Here is a 24,320-nt window from a genome sequence, read left to right on the forward strand (position 1 = left end):
ACTGCGAGTGAAATTGGGTCCCCGCCTCCGCGGGGACGACGTGCGGGCGGCGCGGGCCGGGCTCACACGTCGTACCGCACAACCTTAAGCGGTTGCGACCGGGATACCCTTCAGCGACTCGATCTTCGCAGCCCACTCCTTCGGACCGGTCTGGTGCACCGACGTACCCGTCGCATCGACGGCCACGGTGACCGGCATGTCCTTGACCTCGAACTCGTAGATCGCTTCCATGCCCAGGTCTGCGAAGCCGACGACCTTCGCCGACTTGATCGCCTTCGACACGAGGTAAGCCGAGCCGCCGACGGCCATCAGGTAGGCCGACTTGTGGTTCTTGATCGCCTCGATGGCGGCCGGGCCGCGTTCCGCTTTACCGATCATCGCGATCAGGCCCGTCTTCTCGAGCATCATGTCGGTGAACTTGTCCATGCGGGTCGCCGTCGTCGGGCCGGCCGGGCCCACGACTTCGTCACGCACCGGATCGACCGGGCCGACGTAGTAGATCACGCGGTTCGTGAAGTCGACCGGCAGCTGTTCGCCTTTCGCCAGCATGTCCTGGATGCGCTTGTGCGCGGCGTCGCGGCCCGTCAGCATCTTGCCGTTCAGGAGCAGGGTCTGGCCCGGCTGCCACGATGCGACTTCTTCCTTCGTCAGCGTGTCGAGGTTGACGCTCTTCGATTTCTGCGTGTCCGGCGTCCAGTTCACGTCCGGCCAGGTCGACAGCGCCGGCGGTTCGATGTACGACGGGCCCGAGCCGTCCAGCACGAAGTGCGCGTGGCGCGTCGCGGCGCAGTTCGGGATCATCGCGACCGGCTTCGATGCGGCGTGGGTCGGGTACATGTTGATCTTCACGTCCAGCACGGTCGTCAGGCCGCCCAGGCCCTGCGCGCCGATGCCCAGTGCGTTGATCTTGTCGCACAGTTCGATCCGCAGCTCTTCCAGTTTATTTTGCGGGCCGCGTGCCTTCAGTTCGTACATGTCGATGTCTTCCATGAGCGACTCCTTGGCCATCAGCATGGCCTTCTCGGCGGAGCCGCCGATGCCGATGCCCAGCATGCCCGGCGGGCACCAGCCGGCGCCCATCAGCGGGACAGTCTTGAGGACCCAGTCGACCAGCGAGTCGGACGGATTCAGCATGACGAACTTGGTCTTGTTTTCCGAGCCGCCGCCTTTTGCGGCGACCATCACGTCGACGGTGTCGCCCGGGACCAGTTCCATGTGCACGACGGCCGGGGTGTTGTCCTTCGTGTTCTTGCGCTCGAAGTGCGGGTCGGCGACGATCGAGGCGCGCAGCTTGTTGTCGGCGAAGTTGTACGCGCGGCGCACGCCTTCGTTGACGGCGTCGGTGATCGAGCCGCTGCCGAAGCCTTCGAAGCGCACGTTCATGCCGATCTTCAGGAACACGTTGACGATGCCGGTGTCCTGGCAGATCGGGCGCTTGCCTTCCGCGCACATGCGCGAGTTGGTCAGGATCTGCGCGATGGCGTCCTTGGCGGCCGGGCTCTGCTCGGCCTCGTAGGCGCGCGCGAGGTGCTGGATGTAGTCGGCGGGGTGGTAGTAGCTGATGTACTGGAGGGCGCTAGCGACCGATTCGATCAGGTCGTCCTGTTTAATGACAGTCATGTGGGTCTCGCTGTGGGGTCTTGGATTACGGAGGAATCAGTGGTGCTTGTTGTCACTCTGGGTATTCATCATGATCCGGTCGGTGTAGGCGATCGCCATCGCCGACAGCAGGAACACGACGTGGATGCAGGTCTGCGCGATGATCGTCTGCGCATCGTAGGACTTGGCGTTGATGAACGTCTTGAGCAGGTGGATCGACGAGATGCCGATGATCGCCATCGCCAGCTTGGTCTTCAGCACGGACGCGTTCACGTGCGACAGCCATTCCGGCTGGTCCGGATGGTCTTCGAGATACATGCGCGACACGAACGTCTCGTAGCCGCCCACGATCACCATGATCAGCAAATTCGAAATCATGACGACGTCGATCAGGCCCAGCACGACGAGCATGATCGTCGTTTCGTTCAGCTTGTCCGGCAGCGGCGCGCCCGGCACGGCGACGGCCTGGAAGATGTGCTGCAGCGCGGCTTCGTTGCCCATCGCGGCCAGCACGAGGTCCTTCAGTTCGACCCAGAAATGGAACACGTAAACGCACTGCGCGAGGATCAGGCCGAGATACAGAGGCAGTTGCAGCCAGCGGCTGGCGAACATGAAATTGGCGAGTGCGCTGCGTTTGCGTGCGCTGGAGGAGGGTTGCGAATCGAGCATCTATGCGGGCTTTCCAATGCGGCGGCGGTCAGGACAGCTCAACATTCTACACCCGCCGCGCGTCGCCGGCACGGCGTCGTGGCATGCCGAAGGTTGATAGAATGGCCAGCGGGGATGCCGCCTTGGGCCGTGTAAGGGCTCAGTAAGCGTGGGTGCTTAAGGTATTAGGCAAAATTACTACATCATCAATAGGAGACTAGTATGGCCGAGAACGAGACCCAACAGCAGGGACTGCAGGAACACCGCGTCTTCCAGCCGCCCGCACAATTCACCGCCAATGCCGCGATTTCCGGCATGGATGCGTACAACAAGCTGTGCGACGAAGCCGCCAGCGACTACGAAGGTTTCTGGGCCCGCCTGGCGCGCGAAAACGTCGCCTGGCACAAACCCTTCACGCAAACCCTCGACGAATCGAATGCGCCGTTCTACAAATGGTTCGCGGATGGCCAGCTGAACGCGTCGTACAACTGCCTCGACCGCCAAATCGAGAACGGCAACGGCGACAAGACGGCGATCATCTTCGAAGCGGACGACGGCACCGTCACCCGCGCCACCTACCGCGAACTGCACGAGCGTGTGTGCAAATTCGCCAACGGCCTGAAATCCCGCGGCATCAAAAAAGGCGACCGCGTCATCATCTACATGTCGATGTCGATCGAAGGCGTGGCCGCGATGCAGGCGTGCGCGCGCATCGGTGCGACGCACTCCGTCGTGTTCGGCGGCTTCTCCGCGAAGTCGCTGCAGGAGCGCATCATCGACGCGGGCGCCGTTGCCGTCATCACGGCCGACGAGCAGCTGCGCGGCGGTAAATCGCTGCCGCTGAAAGCCATCGTCGACGAGGCGCTGGCGATGGGCGGCTGCGAGACGATCCGCGACGTCATCGTCTACAAGCGCACCGGCGGCAACATCGCCTTCCAGGCAGGCCGCGACCTGTGGCTGCACGACCTCGTCGACGGCCAGAGCGGCGAGTGCGAGCCGGAGTGGGTGGATGCGGAACATCCGCTGTTCATCCTCTACACGTCGGGTTCGACGGGCACGCCGAAGGGCGTCCAGCACTCGACCGGCGGCTACCTGCTGTGGGCCGCGCTGACGATGAAGTGGACCTTCGACCTCAAGCCGGACGACGTCTACTGGTGCACGGCCGATATCGGCTGGGTGACGGGCCACACGTACATCTGCTACGGCCCGACCGCGGTCGGCGCCACGCAGATCGTGTTCGAAGGCGTGCCGACGTTCCCGAACGCCGGCCGCTTCTGGGAGACGATCGCCAAGCACAAGGTCAGCATCTTCTACACGGCGCCGACGGCGATCCGTTCGCTGATCAAGGCGTCCAACACGGACGAGAAGGTGCATCCGAAGAACTACGACCTGTCCAGCCTGCGCCTGCTGGGCACCGTCGGCGAACCGATCAATCCGGAAGCGTGGATGTGGTACTACACGCAGATCGGCGGCCAGCGCTGCCCGATCGTGGACACCTTCTGGCAGACGGAAACGGGCGGCCACATGATCACTCCGCTGCCGGGCGCGACCCCGATGGTGCCGGGTTCCTGCACGTTGCCGCTGCCGGGCATCATGGCCGCCATCGTCGACGAGGCCGGCCACGACGTGCCGAACGGGCAGGGCGGCATCCTCGTGGTGAAACGTCCGTGGCCGTCGATGATCCGTACGATCTGGAACAACCCGGACCGCTTCCGCAGCGCCTACTACCCGGATGAACTGGGCGGCAAGTACTACCTGGCTGGCGATGGCGCGATCCGCAACAAGGACACGGGCTACTTCACCATCACGGGCCGCATCGACGACGTGCTGAACGTCTCGGGCCACCGCATGGGCACGATGGAGATCGAGTCCGCGCTCGTGGCGCACCCGATCGTGGCGGAAGCCGCGGTCGTCGGCAAGCCGGACGAGACGACGGGCGAGGCGATCTGCGCGTTCGTCGTGCTGAAACAGGCGCGTCCGACCGGCGAGGAAGCGAAGAAGCTGGCCGCCGAGCTGCGCAACTGGGTCGGCAAGGAGATCGGTCCGATCGCCAAGCCGAAAGAGATCCGCTTCGGCGACAACCTGCCGAAGACCCGTTCCGGCAAGATCATGCGCCGCCTGCTGCGCGTGCTGGCCAAGGGCGAGACCATCACCCAGGACATCTCGACCTTGGAAAACCCGGCCATCCTGGAACAACTGAAAGAATCTGCCTGACCATTCGGGCGTGATCGGTTACACTGGTCACAGCAGAGTTGACGCCGCGCCGGGAGACCGGGGCGGCGTTTTTTTATATGCGCCGCGCCCCCGCCGTCGCCCGCGAAGGCGGGGACCCAATTACTCGTCGCCGGACGGTTTGAAGAGGTCGTCCAACGGATTCGGCTTCTTCGGCGCCTCGGCAACGCTGAACAGCGCATCGAGCTCCGCCCGTTTGCTGTCCACCTGCGCGCGGCCGCGCTTGCCCGCAAACTCTTCCTCGATATTGTCGCGATAGAAACTCCAGGCCGCGCCCGACGTCGAGAAGCGCCGCCATACCTCGCTGCCGACCCCCGAGTAATCGATTGCGCTGCCGTCGTCGAATTCCACGCGCAGGATGCGCTCGCGCGCGTCGTAGCCGATCGCGCGCAGCTTGCCCGCGTTGATGCGTTTCATGTCCATGTGTGGTTTTCTCCCCTGACGATGCATGGATTATTGGGACATTCACCTGATTCGGCAAGCCAATCCGTCCCGTGCGGCCGTGCATGCCTTGTTGCGTCCTCCGCTTGACCGTACTCTGACTCAGCCGTACGACAATCATTAGAAAGGAGACTAACCGATGAAACGTTTCGCCCGCTGGTTCGCCGCACTCTTGTTCGCGCTGTCGTTCCTGCCGCTTTCCGCATCCGCCGCCGGTTATACCCAGACCCGCTACCCGATCGTGCTGGTGCACGGCCTGCTCGGCTGGGACAGCATCGGCCCCTTCGATTACTGGTTCGGCATCACGGACGCGCTGCGCCGCGACGGCGCCCAGGTCTACGTCGCCCAGGTGAGCGCCGCCAACAGCACGGAAGTGCGCGGCGAGCAGCTGCTCACCTACGTCAAGCAGGTGCTGGCCGCGACCGGCGCCCGGAAGGTCAACCTGATCGGCCACAGCCACGGCGGTCCGACCATCCGCTACGTCGCCTCGGTGGCGCCGAACCTCGTCGCGTCCGTGACGAGCGTCGGCGGCGTCAATAAGGGGTCCGCTGTGGCGGACGTCATCCGCGGCACGGTCGCGCCGGGGACCTTTTCGGAAGCCGTGCTGGGGTCCATCGTCGACGGCCTGGCGGGCACCATCGCCTTCCTGTCCGGCGACGGCAGCGCGCAGGTGTCGACGGCGGCGCTGGATGCGCTGACGACCGCGGGTGCCGCAAAGTTCAATGCGGCGCATCCGGAAGGCGTGCCGACGACCGCGTGCGGCGAGGGCGCCTACCAGGCTGGAGGCGTGTATTACTTTTCGTGGAGCGGCGCGCAACCGTTCACGAACCTGCTCGACCCGATCGACGCGCCGCTCGGCCTCGTGTCGCTGGCGTTCCGCGGCGAGAAGAACGATGGCCTCGTCGGCAGCTGCTCCAGCCACCTGGGCCGCGTGATCCGCGACGACTACGCGCTGAACCACCTGGACGAAGTGAACCAGGTCGCGGGCCTCGTCAACCTGTTCGAGACGAATCCCGTCACGCTGTACCGCCAGCACGCCAACCGCCTGCGCGAGATGGGCCTGTGAACCGCAGTCCGACCATCGTCCTGGCGCTCGGCGCGGCCGGCACGCTGTGGCTTGCCATGCTGGCCGGGCAGCCTGCGCCTGCAATGCAAACCGTGACCGTCACCCCGCCGGCGAAGGCGTTCGCGCCATCGCTGCTGGGCACGCGGCCGGACGGCGCCGTGCACGTGGCGCCGGACGACAGCGTCGTCGCGGACGCCCAGCTGATCGAACTGTTCGACTACTACCTGAGCACCGTGGGCGAGAAATCGCCCGCCGCGGTGCGGGCGGAAATCGAGCGTGAACTGGACCGCACCTTGCGCCCGGCCGCCGCCGCGGCAGCGAAGCGCGTGCTGACGCGCTACACCGCGTACCGGCAGGCGCTGGCGGGCCTTGGCGTCGATCGCAGGCTGACCGGCCAGGACGCCGCGGCCCTGAAGCGCCGGCTCGACGCGCTGCGCGGACTGCGTGCGCAGTATTTCAGCCAGCGCGAGATCGCCGCGATCTTCGGCCGCGAGGATGCCGCCAATGCCGAGGCCCTGGCACGCATGGCGATCCGCGACGACCGCACCTTGGACGCGCAGCAGAAGCAGGCGCGCCTGGCCGCGCTGGATGCCGGCTTGCCGGCCGACGTGCGCGCGGCGCGCGAGGCGCCTCTGAAAATCGTGCGCGTGCAGGAGGAGGCGGAACGGCTGCGGGCCGGCGGTGCGGGCGAGGACGATGTCTTCCGCCTGCGCGCGGAGGCGTTTGGCGCGGATGCGGCGCAGCGGCTGGCGGATGTCGATCGGGAGGAGGCGGCGTGGAAGCGGCGGATCCAAGCGTATCTGGTTCGGCGCCGGGGACTGAACGACGAGGCAGCCGTGGCGGCGCTGCGCGGCCGGATGTTCAGCGAAGACGAGCAGCGGAGACTACCTGCATACGAAACCCCGTAGGGTGGGCACCCCGTGCCCACGCGTGACGTCAACGCATCGCAAGCGTCCGCGTGGGCGGAGGGCCGCCCACCCTACAATTTCTCTACCTGCTGCTTTGCGTATCCAGCCCCCGGCCCGGTCGGCGCCAGCTCGAGATAAGTCTTGTACGCCGCCTTCGCCTTCTCGCCATCCCCCGCGCGCGCATACGCGTCGCCCAGGTTCATGTACGCGATCGCGCGCGACGGATCCATCTTGATGGCGTTCTCGAACCAGCGCGCCGCCTCGGCAAACTTGTCCTGCTTGTAGAAGACGAAACCGAGATTGTTCGCCGCCAGCGCGAAGTTCGGCCGCAGCTTCAGCGCTTCCGTGAACTGCGCCTCCGCCTGCGCGTACTGTTTTTCCTTGTACAGCTGCAGCCCGTGGTCGTTGGCGCGCTGCGCCTGCTGGCGGCTCGACACCGGCACCGCGACCGGCGCCTTGATCGTCTGCTCGCCGCCTTGCAGGTCCTTCACGACGACGGGCGCGGTCGGCGCCGACGCCTTCGCGTCCAGCTTCGTGTTGAGCGCGATGGCATCGTTCGACAGCTGCGCCGTGTTCGTGTTCAGGAATTCGCTTTCCTCCGGCAGTTCGAACACGAAGTCGCCGCCTTCGGACCCGGGCAGGCTGCCGAAGGCGGGCGTCTGCTGCGACACGCTGGCCACCGCCGGCGCCACGTACGCCGCCAGCTCCGTCGCCGTGATCAGGCCATCGCCATTCAGGTCGGCCTTGCCGCCGAGGCCCTGCAACAGCGTCCACGTGAACACGGAATGGCCGTTCGGACCGCCGTCCGACACCATCTGGTCCGTGCCGCCCGCCGTCAGCATCTGGCGGCCGAGGCGCTTGGCGTTATCGCGCAAAAAGGCCGCGTTGGCGCCGCCGCGCGTGAGACCCAGGCCGCTGTAGCAGGCATCCATCACGAACAGCACGTGTTTCGCGGGCAGGCTCTCGGCAATGTTCTGGATTTCGGTCATCGGGATCGCGTCGCTGGCGAGATTCTCCGGATCGGCGTCGTACGGCACGATGTAGCCGAGATCGCGGCCGGAACTCAGCTTGCGCGTGGCGCCGTGGCCGGCGAAGAACACGAACACGCGGTCGTTCGGCTGCAAGCCGTGGCCAACTACGTCATGGAATGCAGCGAGGATGCCGCGGCGCGTGGCCTGCTCGTTCTTCAGCGTGACCACGTGGTCGGACGCGAAGCCGAACTTTTGCACGAGCGCCTGCCCGACGCCTTCCGCATCGCGCACGGCGTACTGCAGGCGCGGCCATTTCGGATAACCGTCGACGCCGACGACGATCGCCCACGAGGACGCATACCCCGTCGCAGCCGCGCGCGCGACCGGCGCCGGCGTCGCATGCGCGCCGCCGCTCACGCGGAACGCGTTGCCATCCCAGCCGGCGAACTGGTAGCCCTCGGCGACGAGCCGGTCGAGGATCGCCGGCAGCGCCTTCACGGTACGCTCGTGGATGTCGTGGAACAGGATGATGCCGCGGCCTTCCTTGTCGACCGCGCGCAGCACGCGATCCGCGATGGACGAGGGCACCGGATCGGCCCAGTCGAGCGAATCGATGTTCCACATGACGGACTTCAGGTGCGCATCGGCCAGCAGGTGCATGCCCTCCTTGTTGCGCGCGCCGTAGGGAAAGCGGAACAGCGCGGAGCGTTGCGGATCGACGGCCTTCAGCAGCGTGTCCGTATCGAGGATCTCGGCTTTCAGACTGTCGCCGCTCTCCTTCGACAACTGCGCGTGCGAGAAGCTGTGGTTCGCGAGCACATAGCCCGCGGCCTTCAGCTTGCGGCTGACTTCCGCGCCCGCGTTGAGCCGCGCGGCGCCGTGCGCGTCGAGCGTACCGAGGTTGCGGCCGACGCTGAAGAACACGGCCGGCGCGTCGTACTGCTTGAGGATCGCGGCGATCTCCTCGCTGTAGCGGCGGTGCGGGCCGTCGTCGAAGGTCAGCACGATCGTCTTCTTGGGCAGGCCCTTGCCGAAGATCTCGTCCTCTTCCTTTTGCGCGGTCGGGCTGTTGTCCTGGTTCGGCGGTTCGGGCTTGGCGGGGTAGGGCAGCACGACGCCGTAATCCTTGAGGATGCGGTCGCGCTGGTAGAGCGTCTTCAGGTAGGCGACGTAGCTGTCCCACTTCTCGCGCTTGAGCGTGATGGAGCGCGTCTCGAAGCGCCCGAAGACGGCACGGATCTCCTTCTCGTAATTGCGCTCGATCTCGGCCAGCGCATCGACGTCTTCCGAGATCCGCTTGTGCAGCTTGATCGCGGGTAGCGACGAATCCTTCGCCACGCTGGCCAGCAACGACTGCATCAGTTCGCGGAATGCGAGACGGTCCGCGTCGTACAGGCCTTCGCCCGACTCGACGTAATCGAGCAGGCCGCCGACCGCCTCGAAACGGCGCGGATTCTGCGACCCGACAAGGCTCGCCAGCGCATCGTCGATCTTGTTGATGCGCTCCTGGTTTTCATGGAACAGCTGCTGGCCGACGCGGTTGACCTCTTCCTGGCCTGTCGAGGAGAGCCCGGCTTCGTCCTGGGTCAGCACGATCATCTTGCGGTAGGCGGCCAGCACCTGCCGCATGTCGGCGGCGATGGCGGTGGCTTCCTTCGATAGTCCCGTGGCTGGCGCCGACTGGGTGGGCGGCGCGGGCTTGCGGTTGGCGATCCAGGTCCCACTGGCGGCGCCCGCTGCGGCGATGGCGAAGATGACGAGGTAAAGGGATTTGCGTTTCACGGCCGTGTTGAAAAAGTTATATCGCGGCAACAATATCACTAACGGCGTGACTTTTGCTAACGAAAACTTAACGTTTGTGGTGGCGCAACAAACCAAATGTCGCACCATTGCAATGAGCGGAGCCAATGATGGGACACGTGCATCACGAGCTGCCCGCATGGAAGGACGAAACGCTAATGTCGAGGTGCGGGAGTACGTCGCCGGGTGCGCGGCCACTCAGCGCTAGGGCTACTCGCAATACCGCGAAAACCAACGGACTATTGAACTACGTGAACAAGCGGGTGCGCGCTTCCCGGTAGGACGCGGAACACAGCGTTATCTTTGAACAAAACCATGTATGGCTGGTATCCGACATAGCCGCCAAAACTATTCTTTGCGTTTACCTCTACCCTCACGAGATAACCAGTCCACTCGACTTGTGCACCGTGCGCCTCAGCCCAGCCATAATTTGAATATGCCCGAACTGGCTTACCGAAGCGGTAAGTAGCGCTTGCTGGGTCTTTTAGATAATTCTCCATTGCCGCGCGAACGCTCGCCTCATAAGCAACCGGCATCTGACCATAGCTGGCGGTCTCTGGCGGCACCTGCCAACTGACGCAACCTCCCAGCGCCAATCCGGCCACAACTGTGCTTACGATGATGAGTTTTCGAGGATGCATATTACATTCCTTCTCGGCTACCGGCCGTGTACGGGCACCACTAAGGCGCATGGACTATTCGTCTTGCCGCTTCGCCCCCATGGGTCATCGGATGGCCTGTCCAAGCGGAAGCTGGTTGGAACTTGCTTCTTCGTTTGCCGAGCGGGAGCGGCTCCCCCGTCTGCAAGCTAGAAAATTGCTCTGGGGACACAGAATACTAAGGATTTCTTGGCGTGATCGCAACACATTCCTAAGTTCATCTTAGCCTTTAGACGCTGAGAAAAGTCGCCGGTTTATCCCAAGCGAAGCGCGTTCGACGTTGGGTCGTGCTGATCCGTTGGCCGAAGAAGGCGAGCAATTACGTCGCGTGTCTTCATTTGGTGTACGGCATCATCGCTTGGCGCTCAGCAGTTCTACTGGAATAGGATCTAAGTGCGCCGAGTGCCAAAGGTGCCGCTAGCCGACAGCTGTCAGCAGTGGATGACCACATTGCCCTTGAGGTACGAGGTCGACCCCAGCCAATTTGCAGCCTGTTCGGAACAGGTTTCGGTATGTGGGCCTGGCTGTGGGACACAATAAAAAAGCGCCCCGAAAGGCGCTTATTTACTGGGTTCTTGGCGGAGAGAGGGGGATTCGAACCCCCGATAGGCTATGAAGCAATGCGCAAGTTGCAGATTTTCTCAAGAATATCAAACACTTAAGTAGTCATATATGCGCTATCCATTGGAACGATTCCTTGAATGTAGCGGTAGGAAGTCGCAAGGCGTCAGTACTTCCGATAGCGCAGGGGGGCATGTACAGAAAAGTGAGAATCTGTGATTTTTGCAACCGCAAGGCATGATATTCTTTTTAGATCATTGTCAAAAATTAATCGACTGTCAAATTAAAATGAATATCATTGTCAACAATTGCAATAGTATAGATGAGGCAAATATTACAATTGAAGTTGGTAAGCTGAATATTAAGCATGGACCAAACGGTACGGGCAAGAGCACAATCGCGAAAGCAATATCATTGCACGTTCAGGGAGATAGTATGCTTCAGCCGCTCTTGCCCTTCAAGTATCGAGGAATCGAACTTGAACCGACTATGAGGCCGTCTGTTACGCTCGATTTCCAACTGAAATCTGCTCTACTTTTCAACGAAGAATACATCAATCAGTTCGTTTTTACACAAGATGAGGTTTTAAAGAACAGTTTTGATGTGTTTATTAAAACCCCTCAATACGAACAAAAAATGGCAGAGATCGAGGGCATAATTTCGGATATACGCAATACATTTCGAAATGATGAGAGAATCGATGTCGTACTGATTGATCTCGCAGCACTTTATGAATGTTTCGGTAAGTCGAACTCTGGTTTGGCAAAATCCAGTAAGTTTATCAAAGGACTCGGGAACGGGAATGCTATCGCGAATATCCCTGCCGGACTGGAGCCATTTAGCAAGTACATTCAAAGCGAAAATAATTTGGCGTGGCTGAAGTGGCAGATGACCGGTAACAGCTTTATGTCAATTTCGGATCAGTGCCCCTATTGCACCTCGCCGACGGCAGATAAGAAAGAAACTATCTTGTCGGTGGAAAAGACGTACGACGCAAAATCTGTCGAACATTTGGCGAAAATTCAAGACGTACTGAGCAAGCTGGGTGCCTACTTTAGTGACGAGACACGACAAAAGCTTGATGTTATCGTAAAGAACAAGGATGGCTTAAAGAAAGAGGAAGAGTCATTTCTTGCTGAGATTAAGCAGCAAGTGCAAACCTTGACCGGGAAAATAAATGATATTAAATCAATATCCTATTTCTCTTTAAAGAATTCTTCCGCGATAAAAGTTGAGATCTCGAAATTAAAAATAGAGCTAGCTCTTCTGGGGCATTTGAACTCGGATGCAACCAGTGATCTAGTGTCTGAGATTAATTCTGCTCTCGACAGCGTTATTGAGCGCGCCGGGAAGCTCCAGGGTGAGATCAATAAACAGAATAAGCTGATTCAAGAAACCGCTCAGAAACATAAAGAGGACATCAATAATTTTTTGAAGTATGCCGGGTATAAATACTATGTAGATATTACAGAGGATTCGGGAACATTCAAAATGAAGCTGAAGCATCGTGACTGCACTAGCGAAATCTCTGATGGTGCTGACCATTTAAGTTATGGTGAACGAAATGCTTTTTCTTTGGTCCTTTTCATGTACGAATGCCTGACAAAGAACCCCGATTTAGTAATATTAGACGATCCTATTTCATCGTTTGATAAAAACAAAAAATACGCAATTATAGAAATGCTCTTTCGGAGTAAGGTCTGCCTTAAAGGTCGAACAGTCTTAATGTTGACGCATGACATCGAGCCAGTAATTGACATGATAAAGAATTTAGCGCACACGTTTCAGCCGAAGCCAGTGGCGCACTTCCTCTCGGCTAAAGATGGGAAGGTGACTGAAAAAGAGATTAAAAAGGATGATATTCTAAGCTTTTCTCAGGTGTGTGATAAGAATATTAAATCCGCAAATCACAATGCTATAAAGGCAATATATCTTCGCCGGCATTTCGAAATTTTGGATGATAAGGGTATGGAATATCAGCTTCTGTCAAATGTGTTCAAGAAGAGACCTCAGCCGACCATACGGTCAATCGGAGTGGACGGAATTCCTGTAGAGCTGCCAATGACGCCCGAAGAGATCGACAGCTGTGAAAATATGATTCGACAGCATATTCCCGACTTTGATTACGCTGCATTAGTGTCGAACATGAGCGACCGAGAAGCTATGATTCAGCTTTTCACTGAAACAAATAATAATTACGAAAAGCTTCAAATATTTCGTCTTATAAACGTTGACAACCACGACAATAATGTCGTGAAAAAATTCGTGAACGAAACATATCACATTGAAAATGAGTACATCATGCAGTTGAACCCGCATGAGTATGACTACGTGCCAGATCATATTGTCGCTGAGTGTACAAAGAATTTAATGTGACGAGCCTGTTTGGCCGGTCCCTGATCTGGTTATCCACGGCGCCGCTCGCTGCCCCATGAGCAGGGCAAGAGCGAGCGGCGCGGTGGGTAACCGGGCCACGGCGCCGAACAAGGGTTGTTGAAAACCCCTTCCCGGTCTATTCTGTCAACTTCAAGTAGCGAAGATGGCACGAAAAGACAAATATTCGACTCCACCTGTAGAGACCGTTCATCCTCCTGAACGCGCACAGCAGCTCGTCCGTATCGCCAACGATGCATTGAACCGCTTTTCTGGCACGGCGGATGAGTTAGAGAAAGCCCTGGGAATGCTGATGCTGGGCGACTACGTCGGCTGGAAGGTGCTGGTGGTCATCCACAACAAACGGACGATCCGGAAGTACGAAGAGATACTCGGTATCTCCGTGCGTGAGTTCTTCCCCGATGAGGGGCCGGTGGCGCAGCGGTCATTGGGTTACAAGATCGCGACGGAGCTCGGCAACTTCTGGAAGGTGGTCAGCGGCGATATTCCTGTCGAGGATAGACGCGAGTTGGCGAGCCCAAGCGGCACAAAGGGGTAATCAATACCCTTTACGAGGGGTATTGATTACCCCTAGCATAGGGGGCATGGATACCCCTATGCATCTATTTCCTTTTTCGGGTCCGCCTGCGGAGGACTCGGTAGCTCCTGCGGCGCTCGCCGCTGGGGCTGCCGAGGCCGCAGCAGGGTTCCCCCCGTCTGGTACTACGGGGGGAAAGTTTTCACCCGACAGTGAAGGGAACATACACCCGTATGCTGCCATCACGGATTACCTGAACTGTACGTTTGCGTTCGATAGCTTCCGTTACCTTCGGGAAGTGGAAGCAGGAAGCCCGAGCCTTGAAACGATCTACGGGGCTCTCGCATCACGAGGCCTTCGATCAGATCGCGAAGCAAAACCGGTTTGCCAGTTGGCGCCATGTCGTAGCGGAAGCCAAGCTCAATCGCATCAGTGAATCTGCATACAAGACGGGCCTCGTGGTCGGCTACGACATTAAGAATGCAATGGACAACTGGAGTTCAGATGAATCCTTCGTCGACGATTTTCGCGCTTTTCATTTTTGCGAAGGCGACATCTTTGATTGGTACCGCCGAAGCGACGACGAAGCAGAAGGCGACGAGCGCAATGCAATTCCGAACGATCCAACCGAGTAATGCGAAGAATTTGAAGAGTGGAGCACCAACGTCCACATCTTCCGCTATACCGGACCAGCTTTGCCGCCTACGCCTACGAAGGTCCTTCCGCTGTTGAATGAGCGATGCTTCTTCGGCCCGATGTTCTTCTGGTATCGAGGCAAGTTTGTCGATCCGTGGCGCGATCTCGTCGTCAGTGGTGTTTTGGACATGAGCGGGAACACCGAGCCCGTGAAGGAATGAGTGGCATGGCTAAGCGTTGCCTACGCTTCTATGCCTGCTGGAACACTCGACTTGCGCACGAGGTTCCATTGTTGAAGTAGCGCCGCCGTTGATGGCTGCTGGGTTGGAGGCTTAGGCGGCGTGAGCGCACGGCCCGACAGATCAGTATAAGTCGGGTCGTTCACGTCAGGGCTCACCCATATACGTTTCGTCGATGCCTCGACTGCCATCAGACCCAAGTCCGACAACGTATGGATGCCCGCGCGAAGCAGCAGGCCGTTCGTGATCGCGTTCGTGTAAGGCCCGAGATACGGCGTGATGTGGGCCGCTTCCAGCAAGGGCAGGACGGAACAGCCGGTAATCGCACAGCGACCGCCATACGCGGCGATAAGGGCCTTCCTGAACGTTTGTTGGCCCCGGCGTTGAACAACCGCGCGCAGCACGCGTGCGCGGGCGTCGTCCCGTCCCTTCGGGGCAAACTCGGGGTGCTCCGCTTCGATAACGATGACCTGACGTTGATGCGGACCGTATTCCGTGGTCTTGGTAGCGGTACCGGCGCCGAGAGCGCTCAGGTATTTTTGGTAGTTGCTGAGCGCAGCGGCATACATTCCCTTACCGGTCGAGTTCCTGTCCTTGAACTCTGGTGTCTGCCTCAGCTGCTCAGCCACCGCTACGAACTCGGGCAGATCGGTGATGTTTGCGAGTTGCTTCTTCGTGATCTGATGGCTGATGGCCAAGTTGTTCAAGCGTCCCTTGAGTGCGCCCGCGTAGCTGTCGGCGGACTTTTCAGACAGCCTGGTCGACTTCATCCATCGCACAAAGTCCATGTTGCCCCTTCAATAGATATTGAACAGGCAAGATAGCATTGATCCGAATAGCGCACACCAAATCTATAGCGCAGACAAAGAAAAAGCCGACCTCGAAAAGTCGGCTTTTGTCTTAAAAATCAAATGATTATCCTTGGCGGAGAGAGGGGGATTCGAACCCCCGATAGGCTATGAACCTATACACGCTTTCCAGGCGTGCGACTTAAACCACTCATCCATCTCTCCTGATGGGTTCACGAACCAGTTGCTCGCGAAGCCGCCTATTATAGCAAGGATTCTCGGCTGTACAAGGGTGTCATGTCACGTCTACTAAATTGCCTCCCCGTTCAGATCCCGCTGTTCAAAATCAATGCTATCTTGCCTGTTCAATATCTATTGAAGAGGCAACATGGATTTCGTGGAATGGATGCGAGCAAGCGGCTTATCCGAAAAGTCGGCCAATAACTACCTCAACGCCATCAAGGGAAGTTTGACCAACTGGGCGATCAGGCACAAGCTGACGACGAAACCAATCTCCGACATCTCGGATGTGGATGAACTCACTGTCCTCATCGAGCGGCTGAGCCGAACCACCGAGTTCATCAATCGGAACGCGACGGGGAAGGGCATGCACGCTGCAGCCCTCAGCAACTATCAAAAATACTTGCAGGCCCAATATCACGGAAAGCCGAACGATTACGGGCCGTATCGAAAGCAAGTTGAAGAACTCGAAGCGGACACCGGCGAGCCGTTCGATCCGACGGGCCTCGATGACGCGCGCACACGCGTCCTGCGCGAAGTCGTCCAGCGACGCGGACAGCGCAAGTTCAGGGCGGCGCTGCTCCAAGCCTACGGCGGACGTTGCGCGATCACAGGCTGTCCCGTGGTTCCCCTGTTGGAAGCTGCGCATATTACGCCCTACCTCGGCCCGGATACCAATACGATCAAGAATGGCATACTGCTGCGTGCCGACATCCATACGTTATGGGACTTGGGCTTATTGGCCGTCGATCCCGATACAGGCGGGGTATGGGTCGGCCCCGACGTCGACGATCCGACTTATCGTATCTTGTCGGGACAACCGCTGAAGCATCCATCGCATCCCGCCCAGCATCCAGCGGTGTCCGCCTTGCAGCAGCAATGGGAACTCGTGCACAAGAAGCGCGATGAAGCGGCGGTAGGCATTCCGTAAGTCGTTTCGAGCCCGGTGGCGCCGCGTCGCGGGCCAATTGGTCTGATCATGCCGCCCGCGCATACCGCCCCGGCGGCTGCCCCACATGCCGCGCAAAGGCGACGGTGAACGTACTCGCGGAACTGTAGCCCACGCGCTCGGCCACCTCGGTGACGCTGCCCGCGCCGCGCCGCAGCAGGTCCTGCGCCAGCGCCATCCGCCAGGTGAGCAGGTAGGCCATCGGCGCCATGCCCACGGTGCGGCTGAAACGCTCGAAGAACGTGGAGCGCGACAGCGCCGCTTCGCGGGCGAGATCGGCCACCGTCCAGGCACGCGCGGGGGCCGCGTGCAGCGCGCGCAACGCGTGCGCGAGGCGTGCGTCCGCGAGACCGCGCACGAGCCCCGGCGACGCGTCCGTGCCACCGGCGCCGCGCAACGCTTCGATCAGCAGCACTTCCAGCAGGCGCGCCAGCACGACGTCGCGTGCGGGACGCCCGGCGCGCGCTTCGTCGTTCACCAACTGCACGAGTGTGGCCAGGCGTGCCTCGCCGCGCACGTGCACGACGCGCGGCAGCAGCGACACGAGCAGGGCCGCATCGGGCGCCGCGAACTCGCAGTGGCCGATGAGGAAGCGCACGTCCGGCGGGCCGTCGCGCGTGCCGTGGCGGACTTCGCCGGGCGCGACCTGTGCGGGCGGCTTGTCGAAGTCGCGTGCGGGCGGCGGGCGCAGGCTGGACATCGAGAAGCCGTACGTGGCAGGGATCAGCACGAAGTCGCCCGGTTCGAGCGCGATGGGATCCATATCCGCGGCCGTGAGCAGGCAGGCGCCGTCGAGTACGACGCAATACGACGGCTCGCCCGTTTCCGTGCGCCGCACGCCCCAGCGGCCCGCCGCGCCGACGATCTTCGTGTAGCGCACGCCCGGCCGCAGCAGGCCGACCACGTCGGCCAAGGGATCGATCATTCCGGACTCTCGCAAAAGATATGTGGACTAACGATTGTAGCGCGTCCTGGCGCCGACCGCTATCGTGACGGTATTGCCAACCCACACAGGAGTTCACATGAAAACCGTCATGATCACCGGCTGCTCGTCCGGCTTCGGCCTCGAAATCGCCCGCCATTTCCTCGACCGCGACTGGCAGGTCGTCGCCACGATGCGTACGCCGCGCACCGACCTGCTGCCGGCGTCGAGCCGCCTGCGCGTCGTCGCGCTGGACGTGACGGACGCGGGCAGCGTCCGCGCGGCCATCGCCGCCGCGGGGCCGATCGATGCGCTCGTCAACAATGCCGGCGTCGGCCTGATCAATCCGCTCGAAGCCGTGTCGACGGACACGATCCGTGCGGTGTTCGAAACGAACACACTCGGCACGATCGCCATGACGCAGGCCGTGCTGCCGGCGATGCGCGCCCGGCGCGCGGGCGTGATCGTGAACGTGACATCGACCGTTACGCTCGCGCCGCGGCCGCTGCTGTCGGTCTACACGGGCAGCAAGGCGGCGGTGAATGCGTTCACGGAATCGTTGGCGCTGGAGCTGGAACCGCTGGGTATCCGCGCGCGCCTCGTGCTGCCGGGTCGCGCGCCGGAGACGCGCTTCGGCGAGAACGCCCGTCCGCTCATGCAGGACGACGTGCCGGCAGATTACGCGCCGCTGCGCGACAGCCTGTTTGCGGGCATGCGCGCGCCCGGCCCGGTGACGCACGCCGAGGACGTTGCGCAAGCCGTGTGGCGTGCCGTGACGGATCCCGCGGCGCCGATGCGCATTCCCGCCGGTGCGGATGCGGAAGCACTGGCGGCCTCGCTCTGACGCGCGGCGATAGGGAACGTTGTCGCGAATGTTGCCGCATGGCATCATTCGCATGTAAGTTCATGCGCGCACAGCCAGCAACAGGCTACAATGAAGCCATGACCGCTGCGCAGTCCCAACGCCTATGAAAAACTGGATCAGCCGCCTCCGGGGCGGTGCCGACAACACGCCCGACACGAAACCCGCTCCCGTGGCGGCGGCGGACGAACACCCGGGCGGCATTCCCGCCGAAATCGAGGCCGCGTATTACCGCTGGCTGACGGCGTCCTCCGGCTACGAGGCGTCGGACGCCGTCCAGGCGGCGATCCTCGACCAGGTGCGCGCGCTCGCGCGCGATCCGGCCAGTGCGGCCGAGCTGGTGCCTCGCGTGCCGGAAGTGATCCCGCAACTGCTGCGCAGCCTCCAGGACGAAGCGTCGAACGCCGAGCTGGCGCGCCAGGTCGCGCAGGACGTCGTCCTCGTGGCCGAGGTGATCCGCGAGGCGAACAGCGCGTATTACCGGCCGATGTCGCCCGTGAAGACGGTCGAAGCGGCCCTCATGATGCTGGGCCAGAATGGCTTGCGCATGCTGCTGGCGCGCATCGCCTTCCGTCCGATCATCAAGCTGCAGACGACGGGTTTCACGCGCCTGGCGGCGCCGCACGTCTGGGCCCAGTCCGAGAAATGCGCGCTGGCCGCGAGCCTGATGGCGCCGGGCCTGACGGCCGGGCCGTTCGAAGCCTATCTGTCCGGCCTGATGCAGAACCTGGGGCTCGTCGTCGGCTTCCGCCTGGCCGACCGCCTGTGCGAAGAGAACAAGGTGCCCGGTTCCAGCGAATTCGGCGTGCAGTTGCTGGCCGAAGGCCGCCTGCTGTCGGCCGCCATCGCGAAGCACTGGGACTTCCCGCAGGAAGTCGCCGACGCGATCGCGCACGCCGGCGATCCGGGCGAGGAGAACCTGGCGCAGGCGCTCGCGCTGGGCGACCGCATCGCCAAGCTGCGCATGCTGATCGACGGCCACGTGATCGACGAGGACGACGATTTCGTCACCGACGGCCTGGACAACTTCCAGCGCCGCTGCCTCGGCAAGCTGGGCACCGTCGAAAGCTGATCCGCCCCACCGTTCTTCTTCCGTGTTGCCACGGCAGGGTTTCCGTGTAATTATGATTTTCGGACACGAAACTTTTGCTCGAGCAATAAATACACGTGGAGGAGACACCATGATTCGCAAGACGAAGGTTGCATCCCTGCTGCTGGCATGCGCATTGCTGCCCGTGTGCGGCGGCCAGGCCGTGGCCGGACCGCTGGACGAGGCGAAGGCGAAGGCCCACCTCGACGCCGTCGCCGCCGGCGACCTGGAAGCGCTGATGCGCGACTATGCCGATGACGCTTATATGGAGTGGGTCGGCGGACCGCTCGACGGCCGCTACCGCGGCAAGGCCGCGATCCGCGCCGTCTGGCAGAAGTTCATCGCGGCGAATGCCGGCAAGCCCCGTCCCGCGTCGTTCGGCAAGCTGACGGCGCTCGGCAATCCGCGCGGCACGTCGCTGCAGGCGAAGGCCGACTACGGCGGCACCGTTCCCGTGAAAGTCTGGCATGCGCTGACCTACCGCGACGGCGATTTGACCACCGAGGTGTGGCAGATCGCGCCCGCGCTGCAGATCGATCCGTGAGGCGCGCGCTGCCGCCGCTGTTGTGCGCAGCGGCCCTGGTGGCGGGTAGCGCGAGCGCCGCGACCGTCGAGGTGCTCGTGCAGACGCCGGCCGGCACGCCGCTGGCCGACGCCGCCGTGCTCGTCGAGCCCCTCGCGGGCACGCCTGCGCGCGCACGTGCACGCGTCCCTGCCGCGAAAGGGGTAGCAATCGAGCAGCGGGGCCGCGAATTCATCCCGTGGATGACCGTCGTGCAGACCGGCACCAGCGTCGATTTCCCCAACAACGACACGATCCGCCACCACGTGTATTCGTTCTCCGAGCCGAAGCGCTTCGAGATCAAGCTGTATGCCGGCAAGCCCGGCCAGCCCGTCGTGTTCGACAAGCCGGGCCAGGTCGACATCGGCTGCAATATCCACGACTGGATGGAGGCCCACGTGCTGGTCGTCGACACGCCATACTTTGCCCGCACGGGCGCGGATGGCCGTGCGGCCGTCACGAACGTCCCGGCGGGCCATTATCGCGTGCGGCCGTGGCATCCGCTGCAGAAGGTGGCCGTGGCGCCGCAAGACATCGAGATCGAGGAGGCGCCGGTGCGCATGACGCTCGTGCTGGACGCGCGCGCGCGCCAACCGAAGCCGCATACCGAGGACGACCCGGACCGTTACTGACATGTCATCGAGATCGCTGCGGCATCGGATCGCCATCGTCTTCGTGGGCCTGCTCGTGCTGGTCATGGGGCTCGTGCTGGCGCTCGTCCACCACAGCAGCGAGCGGATCGTGGAGCGCGAGACGCGGCGCGAACTGGCCGTCGGCGCCAAGGTCTTCCAGCGCCTGCTCGAACAGAACCAGCGCCAGCTCGAGACGGCGGCCGCCGTGCTGGCCGCCGACTTCGCGTTCCGCGAGGCGATCGCGACGCAGGACCAGCCCACCGTGCGTTCCGTGATCCGCAACCACGGCCAGCGCATCCACGCGCAGGTGATGATGGTCGCGGGCACCGACGGCAGGCTGATCGCCACCACGCAGCGCGCCAGCGCGGCCGGCGACCCGTTCCCGTTCCCCGACCTCATCGCCGCCGCCGAGGCGTCCGGGCGCAGCGCGGGCTTGCGCCAGATGCGCAACGGCCAGCTCAGTGGCCAACTTTATCAAGTCGTGCTCGTGCCGATCCAGGCGCCCACGCGCATCGCGTGGGTGGCCATGGGCTTCCACGTGGACGACCGCTGGGCGGCCGACATGGCCGGCATCACGGGCCTGGGCGTGCAGATCGTGCGGACCGGGACGCCCGGCGTGCTCGCCTCGTCCGGCGCACCCGTCGGCACGCGGGATGCGTCGGTGGCGGTGCCGCTGGACGGCGGCCTGCAGGCCGTGCTGCGGCTGCCCGTCGCGCAGGTGCGGGCGCCGTTCGAACAGCTGCAGGGCCGGCTGCTGGGCGTGATCGTCGCGGCCATCGCGGTGTTCGCGGCGGGCAGCGTGATGCTGGCCGGGCGCATCGTCCGGCCCCTGCACCAATTGTCCGCCGCCGCGCGCCGCATCGCGCAGGGCGATTACGCGCAGCCGCTGCCGCCCGCGCCGCGCGACGAGATCGGCCAGCTGGCCGGCAGTTTCGAGCAGATGCGCACGGAGATCGCGTGCCGCGAGGAGCGCATCGCCCGGCTGGCCTACGTCGATGCCTTGACCGACCTGCCCAACCGCACGCGCTTCCTGGAAGCGTTCGGCCGCCTCTCGCCGGGCGCCGGCGGCGCCGTGCTGGTCGTGAACGTCGACCGCTTCGCCCTCATCAACAATGCGCTGGGCCACGTCGTCGGCGACCGCCTGCTGCGCGCCGTCGCGGGCCAGTTGCAGCCGCTGGTGCCGGCGGGCGGCATGCTGGCGCGCCTGTGGGGCGACCAGTTCGCGTTCCTGCTGGAGGGCGCCGGCCCCGAGGCCGCGCGCGGTTTCGCCGACACCGTGCTCGCCGCGCTGCGCGACCCGGTCACGCTGGACGGCCAGCGCCTCGACATCGAAGCCAGCGTCGGCATCGCGCTGTATCCGGACGACGGCCTCGATGCGGCGACGCTGCTGCGGCGCGCGGAGCTGGCGCTGGCCGCCGCCAAGCGGCGCCATGCCGGTATCGCGTTCGCGCAGGAGGCGGGCGGGGAGTCCGCGCACGAGCAGCTGTCCCTCATCGGCGACATGCGGCGTGCGCTGGCGGCCGGCGAATTCACGCTCGCTTATCAACCCAAGCTGGCGCTGGGGAGCGGGCGCATCGTGGCGGTGGAAGCGCTGCTGCGCTGGCAGCATCCGGAGCGCGGCAGCATCGCGCCGGCGCGCTTCATCCCGTTCGCCGAACAGACGGGTTTCATCCGCGAGATCACGCCGTGGGTGCTGGAATCTGCGGTGCGCCAGGCCGCCGTGTGGCATGCGGCGGGACTGGACATCGCCGTGTCGGCGAACCTGTCGACCCTGGACCTGCTCGATCCGCACCTGGGCCGGCGCGTGCGCGGCCTGCTGGAGCGGCATGCCGTACCGGCGCGCCGCCTGTGCCTGGAGATCACGGAAAGCGCGCTGATGGACGATCCGGCGCTGGCGCAGGCGCACCTCGATGAACTGGCGGGCCTCGGGATCAAGCTGTCGATCGACGACTACGGCGTCGGCCAGGCGTCGCTGGCCTACCTGAAAAGCCTGCCCGTGGACGAACTGAAGCTCGACCGCAGCTTCATCACCGCGATCACGGAGTCGCCGCGCAACGCGGCCATCGTCGAATCGACCATCATGCTGAGCCACGCACTGGGGTTGACGGTCGTCGCGGAGGGCGTGGAAACGCCGGCGGAACTGCGCTGGCTGCGCGAGCACGGCTGCGACATCGCGCAGGGTTACGGTATCGGCCGGCCGATGACGGCGGCGCAGCTGCAGGACTGGCTCGCCGGGTTCGCGCGCCATACTGTGGTTTGAACCGCGGTCGCCTGAAGAACGTCAGGCGAGGAAGTCGAACGCCGACATCGGGCGGCCACCGTTCATCAGCCCGAACAGCGAATTGCTGCCGGCATTCGCGTACTGCTGCACCAGGTTGCTGGCCTGCGCGTTGACCGCCTGCGTCATCTGCGTCTTCTTGTCGGCGAGCGTGTCGCGGTCCTTCGCCACGGCCGCGGCCTGGCCGGCCAGCGTGCCGCCCGTCGCCAGCTGCTGCGCGATGCCGGTGCCCACCTTGTCCGCGAGTCCCGAGCCGCCGTTCGCGAACAGCTTGGCCACCCGGTCCGGGTCGGCGGCGATGGCGGCGTCAAGCTTCGCCGCATCGATCGCCAGCTTGCCGTTCTTCGTACTCACCCCGATGGCCGCGAGAGCGGTGGGATCGACGCCGCCGACGAGGCGCGTGACCTGGTCCTGGATCTGGGCGAGCGTGCGGTCGGAGGCGGTGTCTCCCGACTTCAGCGCGGCCAGGCGGCCCGGCAGCGCGTTGACGGCGTCGGCGAACGCCTTGACGTTCTTCGCGATCGCCGTGTTGTCGCCGGCCAGCGTCACGGTGCCGGCACCCTTGGCCTTGAGGTCGAGCGTGACGCCGGCGATGGCGCCCGTGAGCTTGTTGCTGCCGCTGGTGACGGTCTTGCCGTCGACGTTGACGACCGCATCCTGCGCGGCGCTCGCCTGCGTCACCGCGCCGCGCGCGCCCGGCTGGTAAGACAGCAGCGCCTGCAGGGCCGGGTCGCCGGACACGCCGATGCGCATGGCATTCGCCGCGCCGGGCTGGCCGGTGAGGCTCAGCGCGACGCCCTTGTCGTCGGATACGAGCTTCGCATCGATGCCGGCCGCCTTGAACGCGGCGGCGATGCCGTCCGGCGTGTTGTCGGGCGCGCCGATGCGAATGGTCCTGGCGCTGCCGCCCGCTTCGATCCTGACGACGGTCGGCGCGCCGCTGCCGATCGTCGTCGCGGCCGTCGGCACGCGGATCGTGACCAGTTGCTGGGCCTGGGCCAGCTGCTTGACGTCGATCTTGTGCGCGCCGGCAGTCGCGCCGGAAGCGGTGATGCGCGCGTCGAGGACCTTGCCGTCGACCTGCGTCGCGAGTTTCAGGCCGCTCGCGGCGAGGGTTCCGGCGACGGACCTGACGTCATCCAGCACGTTGGCCAGGCGCCCGAGCGTGGACAGGCGCGCGTCGTCGCGTTTGATCTGCGCGTCGATGCCCTGCAGGCCCGTGTTGCGGGCGCTCAGCGACTTCACGGCGGCGCCGTACAGGTCGGCCAGGCCCTGGTTGGCGTTCGCCGTCGTCCTCGATGAAATGGTGGTCGTCATGGCTCGATA

General features: G+C 63.0%; 20 protein-coding genes and 1 tRNA gene. 12 read left to right on the forward strand and 9 right to left on the reverse strand.

Annotation, left to right across the window (positions count from 1 at the left end):
• Nucleotides 1-84 precede the first annotated feature (84 nt).
• Together ACEN98_RS22265 and ACEN98_RS22270 are read right to left on the reverse strand one after the other, a co-directional pair.
• Complete coding sequence (locus ACEN98_RS22265; protein WP_413387117.1) at nucleotides 85-1,620, reverse strand: fumarate hydratase; 1,536 nt, start codon at nucleotides 1,618-1,620, stop codon at nucleotides 85-87.
• A gap of 36 nt (nucleotides 1,621-1,656) precedes the next feature.
• Entirely contained in the window at nucleotides 1,657-2,268 is a 612-nt protein-coding gene (locus tag ACEN98_RS22270; RefSeq protein ID WP_413387118.1) for a TIGR00645 family protein, read from the reverse strand.
• Between the two features lie 201 nt (nucleotides 2,269-2,469).
• On the opposite strand from ACEN98_RS22270, the gene acs reads away from it, so the two are divergent.
• Nucleotides 2,470-4,461 (forward strand): acetate--CoA ligase, encoded by a 1,992-nt coding sequence (acs, locus tag ACEN98_RS22275; protein WP_413387119.1) that lies wholly within the window; start codon nucleotides 2,470-2,472, stop codon nucleotides 4,459-4,461.
• 120 nt (nucleotides 4,462-4,581) lie between these two features.
• On the opposite strand, the gene ACEN98_RS22280 is transcribed toward acs, so the two are convergent.
• Complete coding sequence (locus ACEN98_RS22280) at nucleotides 4,582-4,902, reverse strand: KTSC domain-containing protein (protein WP_413387120.1); 321 nt, start codon at nucleotides 4,900-4,902, stop codon at nucleotides 4,582-4,584.
• 157 nt (nucleotides 4,903-5,059) lie between these two features.
• On the opposite strand from ACEN98_RS22280, the gene ACEN98_RS22285 reads away from it, so the two are divergent.
• Together ACEN98_RS22285 and ACEN98_RS22290 are read left to right on the forward strand one after the other, a co-directional pair.
• The gene (locus ACEN98_RS22285) at nucleotides 5,060-5,986 is read left to right on the forward strand and encodes a lipase family alpha/beta hydrolase (RefSeq protein WP_413387121.1); all 927 of its coding nucleotides are present in this window, start codon (nucleotides 5,060-5,062) and stop codon (nucleotides 5,984-5,986) included.
• Nucleotides 5,983-6,894: a lipase secretion chaperone gene (locus ACEN98_RS22290; RefSeq protein WP_413387122.1), complete on the forward strand. Its 912-nt coding sequence runs from the start codon at nucleotides 5,983-5,985 to the stop codon at nucleotides 6,892-6,894. The genes ACEN98_RS22285 and ACEN98_RS22290 overlap by 4 nt, the downstream gene beginning before the upstream one ends.
• 71 nt (nucleotides 6,895-6,965) lie before the next feature.
• Here the strand turns inward: ACEN98_RS22290 and ACEN98_RS22295 are convergent, their stop codons facing one another.
• Both ACEN98_RS22295 and ACEN98_RS22300 read right to left on the reverse strand, forming a co-directional pair.
• Nucleotides 6,966-9,647, reverse strand: coding sequence for a polysaccharide deacetylase family protein (locus tag ACEN98_RS22295; protein ID WP_413387123.1), 2,682 nt, complete (start codon nucleotides 9,645-9,647; stop codon nucleotides 6,966-6,968).
• Nucleotides 9,648-9,904: 257 nt separating this feature from the next.
• Nucleotides 9,905-10,306, reverse strand: coding sequence for a hypothetical protein (locus ACEN98_RS22300; RefSeq protein WP_413387124.1), 402 nt, complete (start codon nucleotides 10,304-10,306; stop codon nucleotides 9,905-9,907).
• Nucleotides 10,307-11,173: 867 nt separating this feature from the next.
• Here ACEN98_RS22300 and ACEN98_RS22305 point away from each other — a divergent pair.
• From ACEN98_RS22305 to ACEN98_RS22315, 3 genes are all read left to right on the forward strand, one after another.
• Nucleotides 11,174-13,261 (forward strand): AAA family ATPase, encoded by a 2,088-nt coding sequence (locus tag ACEN98_RS22305; RefSeq protein WP_413387125.1) that lies wholly within the window; start codon nucleotides 11,174-11,176, stop codon nucleotides 13,259-13,261.
• Nucleotides 13,262-13,424: 163 nt separating this feature from the next.
• Nucleotides 13,425-13,817: a hypothetical protein gene (locus tag ACEN98_RS22310; RefSeq protein ID WP_413387126.1), complete on the forward strand. Its 393-nt coding sequence runs from the start codon at nucleotides 13,425-13,427 to the stop codon at nucleotides 13,815-13,817.
• A gap of 299 nt (nucleotides 13,818-14,116) precedes the next feature.
• Nucleotides 14,117-14,431 carry a hypothetical protein gene (locus ACEN98_RS22315; RefSeq protein ID WP_413387127.1) on the forward strand — a complete coding sequence of 105 codons (315 nt, stop codon included), beginning with the start codon at nucleotides 14,117-14,119 and terminating at the stop codon, nucleotides 14,429-14,431.
• A gap of 242 nt (nucleotides 14,432-14,673) precedes the next feature.
• On the opposite strand, the gene ACEN98_RS22320 is transcribed toward ACEN98_RS22315, so the two are convergent.
• Nucleotides 14,674-15,441: an HNH endonuclease gene (locus tag ACEN98_RS22320; protein ID WP_413387128.1), complete on the reverse strand. Its 768-nt coding sequence runs from the start codon at nucleotides 15,439-15,441 to the stop codon at nucleotides 14,674-14,676.
• Between the two features lie 152 nt (nucleotides 15,442-15,593).
• Nucleotides 15,594-15,684, reverse strand: a tRNA-Ser gene (locus ACEN98_RS22325).
• Nucleotides 15,685-15,847: 163 nt separating this feature from the next.
• On the opposite strand from ACEN98_RS22325, the gene ACEN98_RS22330 reads away from it, so the two are divergent.
• Nucleotides 15,848-16,630, forward strand: coding sequence for an HNH endonuclease (locus ACEN98_RS22330; RefSeq protein ID WP_413387129.1), 783 nt, complete (start codon nucleotides 15,848-15,850; stop codon nucleotides 16,628-16,630).
• Nucleotides 16,631-16,676: 46 nt separating this feature from the next.
• Here the strand turns inward: ACEN98_RS22330 and ACEN98_RS22335 are convergent, their stop codons facing one another.
• On the reverse strand, nucleotides 16,677-17,573 hold the full coding sequence (locus ACEN98_RS22335; RefSeq protein WP_413387130.1) for an AraC family transcriptional regulator: 897 nt from the start codon (nucleotides 17,571-17,573) through the stop codon (nucleotides 16,677-16,679).
• Nucleotides 17,574-17,670: 97 nt separating this feature from the next.
• Between ACEN98_RS22335 and ACEN98_RS22340 the strand changes: the two genes are divergently transcribed.
• The 5 genes from ACEN98_RS22340 (at nucleotide 17,671) to ACEN98_RS22360 (ending at nucleotide 22,976) form a co-directional block, all read left to right on the forward strand.
• Nucleotides 17,671-18,414, forward strand: a complete 744-nt coding sequence (locus ACEN98_RS22340) for an SDR family oxidoreductase (RefSeq protein WP_413387131.1) — start codon at nucleotides 17,671-17,673, stop codon at nucleotides 18,412-18,414.
• Between the two features lie 124 nt (nucleotides 18,415-18,538).
• The gene (locus tag ACEN98_RS22345; RefSeq protein WP_413387132.1) at nucleotides 18,539-19,504 is read left to right on the forward strand and encodes an HDOD domain-containing protein; all 966 of its coding nucleotides are present in this window, start codon (nucleotides 18,539-18,541) and stop codon (nucleotides 19,502-19,504) included.
• A 109-nt stretch (nucleotides 19,505-19,613) separates the two neighbouring features.
• Nucleotides 19,614-20,066 carry a nuclear transport factor 2 family protein gene (locus tag ACEN98_RS22350; RefSeq protein WP_413387133.1) on the forward strand — a complete coding sequence of 151 codons (453 nt, stop codon included), beginning with the start codon at nucleotides 19,614-19,616 and terminating at the stop codon, nucleotides 20,064-20,066.
• Complete coding sequence (locus ACEN98_RS22355; protein ID WP_413387134.1) at nucleotides 20,063-20,716, forward strand: methylamine utilization protein; 654 nt, start codon at nucleotides 20,063-20,065, stop codon at nucleotides 20,714-20,716. The genes ACEN98_RS22350 and ACEN98_RS22355 overlap by 4 nt, the downstream gene beginning before the upstream one ends.
• Nucleotide 20,717: 1 nt before the next feature.
• A complete protein-coding gene (locus ACEN98_RS22360) occupies nucleotides 20,718-22,976 on the forward strand; it encodes a putative bifunctional diguanylate cyclase/phosphodiesterase (RefSeq protein ID WP_413387135.1) in 2,259 nt (752 codons plus the stop codon).
• Nucleotides 22,977-22,997: 21 nt separating this feature from the next.
• Here the strand turns inward: ACEN98_RS22360 and fliD are convergent, their stop codons facing one another.
• Nucleotides 22,998-24,311 (reverse strand): flagellar filament capping protein FliD, encoded by a 1,314-nt coding sequence (gene fliD, locus ACEN98_RS22365; RefSeq protein WP_413387136.1) that lies wholly within the window; start codon nucleotides 24,309-24,311, stop codon nucleotides 22,998-23,000.
• Nucleotides 24,312-24,320 lie beyond the last annotated feature (9 nt).

Source organism: Massilia sp. CT11-137, from assembly GCF_047302885.1.
GTDB classification, from domain to species: Bacteria; Pseudomonadota; Gammaproteobacteria; order Burkholderiales; family Burkholderiaceae_D; genus Telluria; species Telluria orientalis.